Source organism: Curtobacterium sp. B18 (assembly GCF_000333375.1).
Lineage (GTDB): Bacteria > Actinomycetota > Actinomycetes > Actinomycetales > Microbacteriaceae > Curtobacterium.
The window spans coordinates 1-2338 of record NZ_BACZ01000360.1; the positions used below are offsets into that span (position 1 = coordinate 1).

Consider the following 2338-nt stretch of genomic DNA (forward strand, 5'->3'; position numbering starts at 1 on the left):
CGTACTGCACGAGGGTCCCGATGCCCGCCTCCACCCCGCCGATCGCGTCGCCGGGGACCCTTGCCGGTCTCGCGGGTGTTGAGGTCCGCCAACTCCTGTGCGTGCGCACGGACGTGCTCGGCCGCGCGGTGGAGCAGGGCTCCGCGTTCCGCGGGCGCGGTGCGAGCCCAGGCCCGTGCAGCCGCGCGGGCACGCGCGACTGCTTCCCGGACCTCGTCCTCGGTGGCGCGCCGCACGGAGCTGGCGAGGGCCCCGGTGGTCGGGTCGGCCACGACGATGTCGTCCGTGGCGGGGGGTGCGATCGTCATGGTGTCCTTCCGAGGGGCTGGCGGGCGTCCGACGCTCCTCGCGCGGTGCTGGGCACGCCCACGGCATCGCGTTTCTCGTCCATCCGGCGTCGCTGCTGGACGCCCGGGCGGCGCACGGTCGGTAGACGGGACGGGTGCAACTGATCGGCAACGGTGGAGAACCCTTCGACGACGTCCGCGAGATCGCGGTGCTCCGGGGCGGTGGACTCGGCGACCTCATGTTCGTCGTCCCTGCGATCGAGGCCCTCGCGGCGGCCTACCCGGCGGCGCGGGTCACCCTGCTCGGCACACCGATCGCACCGGCGGTCCTGCGCGGTCGGACCGACGCCGTGCACGCGTTCGAGGAGCTCCCGGTCGTGCCGGGCGTCCGGGACGCCGGAGCCGGTGCCGGTGCCGGTGCCCCGACCGTCGAGGCCTTCGAGGCGCGGACCGTCGGCCGCTTCGACCTGGCCGTGCAGCTCCACGGCGGCGGCCGGAACTCGAACCCGTTCCTGCTCCGCCTCGGCGCCCGGCACACGGTCGGCACCGCCACCGAGGACGCCGAGGTGCTGGACCGCTGGGTCCGCTACGTCTACTACCAGCACGAGGTCCTGCGGGCGCTCGAGGTCGTCTCGCTCGCCGGTGCAGCACCGGTGGTGCTCGATCCTCGCGTCCGCGTCACCGACGAGGAACGCCTGGCGGTCCGCGACGGACTCGGGGTGACCGACCGGCTCGTCGCGATCCACCCGGGCGCCACCGACCCGCGTCGACGGTGGAGCCCGGAGCGCTTCGCCGCCGTCGCCCTGGCCCGACTCCGCGCCGGCGACGACGTGGTCCTGGTCGGTGACGCGACCGACGTCCCCGCGGCCCGCGCGATCCGGGCGGCGCTGCCGGACGAGGTCGTGGGCCGGCTGCACGACGTGACCGGATCGCTCCCGCTGACCGAGCTGCCCGCGGTGCTCGCCGCCGCCGACGTCGTGGTCGGGAACGACTCCGGCCCGCGACACCTCGCGGTCGCCGTCGGGACGCCGACGGTCGGGGTGTTCTGGTTCGGCAACATCGTGAACGCCGGGCCGTTCGACCGCGGCCGGCACCGCGTGCACCTCGCCTACGTGACGCGGTGCCCGGTCTGCGGCATCGACGTCACGCAGGTCGGGTGGACGGCCGAGCGCTGCGCGCACGACCCGTCGTACGTCGACGCGGTCGATCCGCAGGCGGTCCTGGCCGACGTCGAGGACCTGCTCCGCACCACGTGACGGGAGGCGCGGTGCGAGCCCGCACCGCGCCTGGCGTCCCGCACTCGGTGCGGTCTACGGCCAGCTCGGCTCCGTCGCCGGCATGATCGACATCTCGCGGATCTCGCAGCCGGCCGGCTGCGACAGCGCGAACAGGATCGCGTTCGCCACGTACTCGGGCTCGATGAGCTGCGCGTCCGGACCGGGCTTGTACTGCTCGGTGCGGTCCGCGAAGAAGTTCGTGCGCATCCCGGCGGGGATGACGTTCGTCACGCCGACGCTGCCGCCGGTCTCGGCGGCGAGCGCCTGCGAGAACCCGCGGACACCGAACTTCGACGCCGAGTAGGCGGTGCCGTCCCCGACCCCGCGCAGGGCGAGCGAGGACGAGATCGTCACGACCCGGCCGTGCGAGGCCTCGAGCGCCGGCAGCGCCGCACGCACGACCGCTGCGGTGCCGAGCAGGTTGACGGCGACGATGCGCTCCCAGTCCCCGGAGGAGATGCCGCCGATCGGCGCGGGCTTGTCGATCCCGGCCGCGGTGACGACCGCGTCGAGACCGCCGTGCCGCTCGGCCGCGTCGCGCACGGCACGCTCGGTGGCCTCGGTGTCGGTGACGTCGACCGCGACCGCGTCGGTGCCCTCCGGGACGGCGTCGACCCGCAGGTCGAGGACGATCGGGGTACCGCCGGCCTCGGTGACCAAGGCGACGACGGCGGCTCCGAGGCCGGAGGCGCCGCCGGTGACGAGGACGCGGCCGATGGGGGTGGTGGGGACGGGCATGGACTTCCTTCCGTGGTGGCGGTGCTCGCGCGCGGT

At 74.9% G+C, this 2338-nt stretch carries 3 protein-coding genes; 1 reads left to right on the plus strand and 2 read right to left on the minus strand.

Annotation, left to right across the window (positions count from 1 at the left end; genetic code table 11):
* On the minus strand, nt 1-308 hold a 308-nt coding region (locus I5E_RS09760), incomplete at its 3' end, for an aldehyde dehydrogenase family protein (protein WP_031262089.1).
* 134 nt (nt 309-442) lie between these two features.
* Here I5E_RS09760 and I5E_RS09765 point away from each other — a divergent pair.
* Nucleotides 443-1543 (plus strand): glycosyltransferase family 9 protein, encoded by a 1101-nt coding sequence (locus I5E_RS09765; protein WP_022906809.1) that lies wholly within the window; start codon nt 443-445, stop codon nt 1541-1543.
* A gap of 54 nt (nt 1544-1597) precedes the next feature.
* On the opposite strand, the gene I5E_RS09770 is transcribed toward I5E_RS09765, so the two are convergent.
* Nucleotides 1598-2302, minus strand: coding sequence for an SDR family oxidoreductase (locus I5E_RS09770; protein ID WP_022906810.1), 705 nt, complete (start codon nt 2300-2302; stop codon nt 1598-1600).
* Nucleotides 2303-2338: the final 36 nt, after the last annotated feature.

Coding starts and splice junctions, on each gene's coding strand:
- I5E_RS09770 (WP_022906810.1), bottom strand. CDS start 2,302: ATGCCCGTCCCCACCACCCCCATCGGCCGCGTCCTCGTCACCGGCGGC.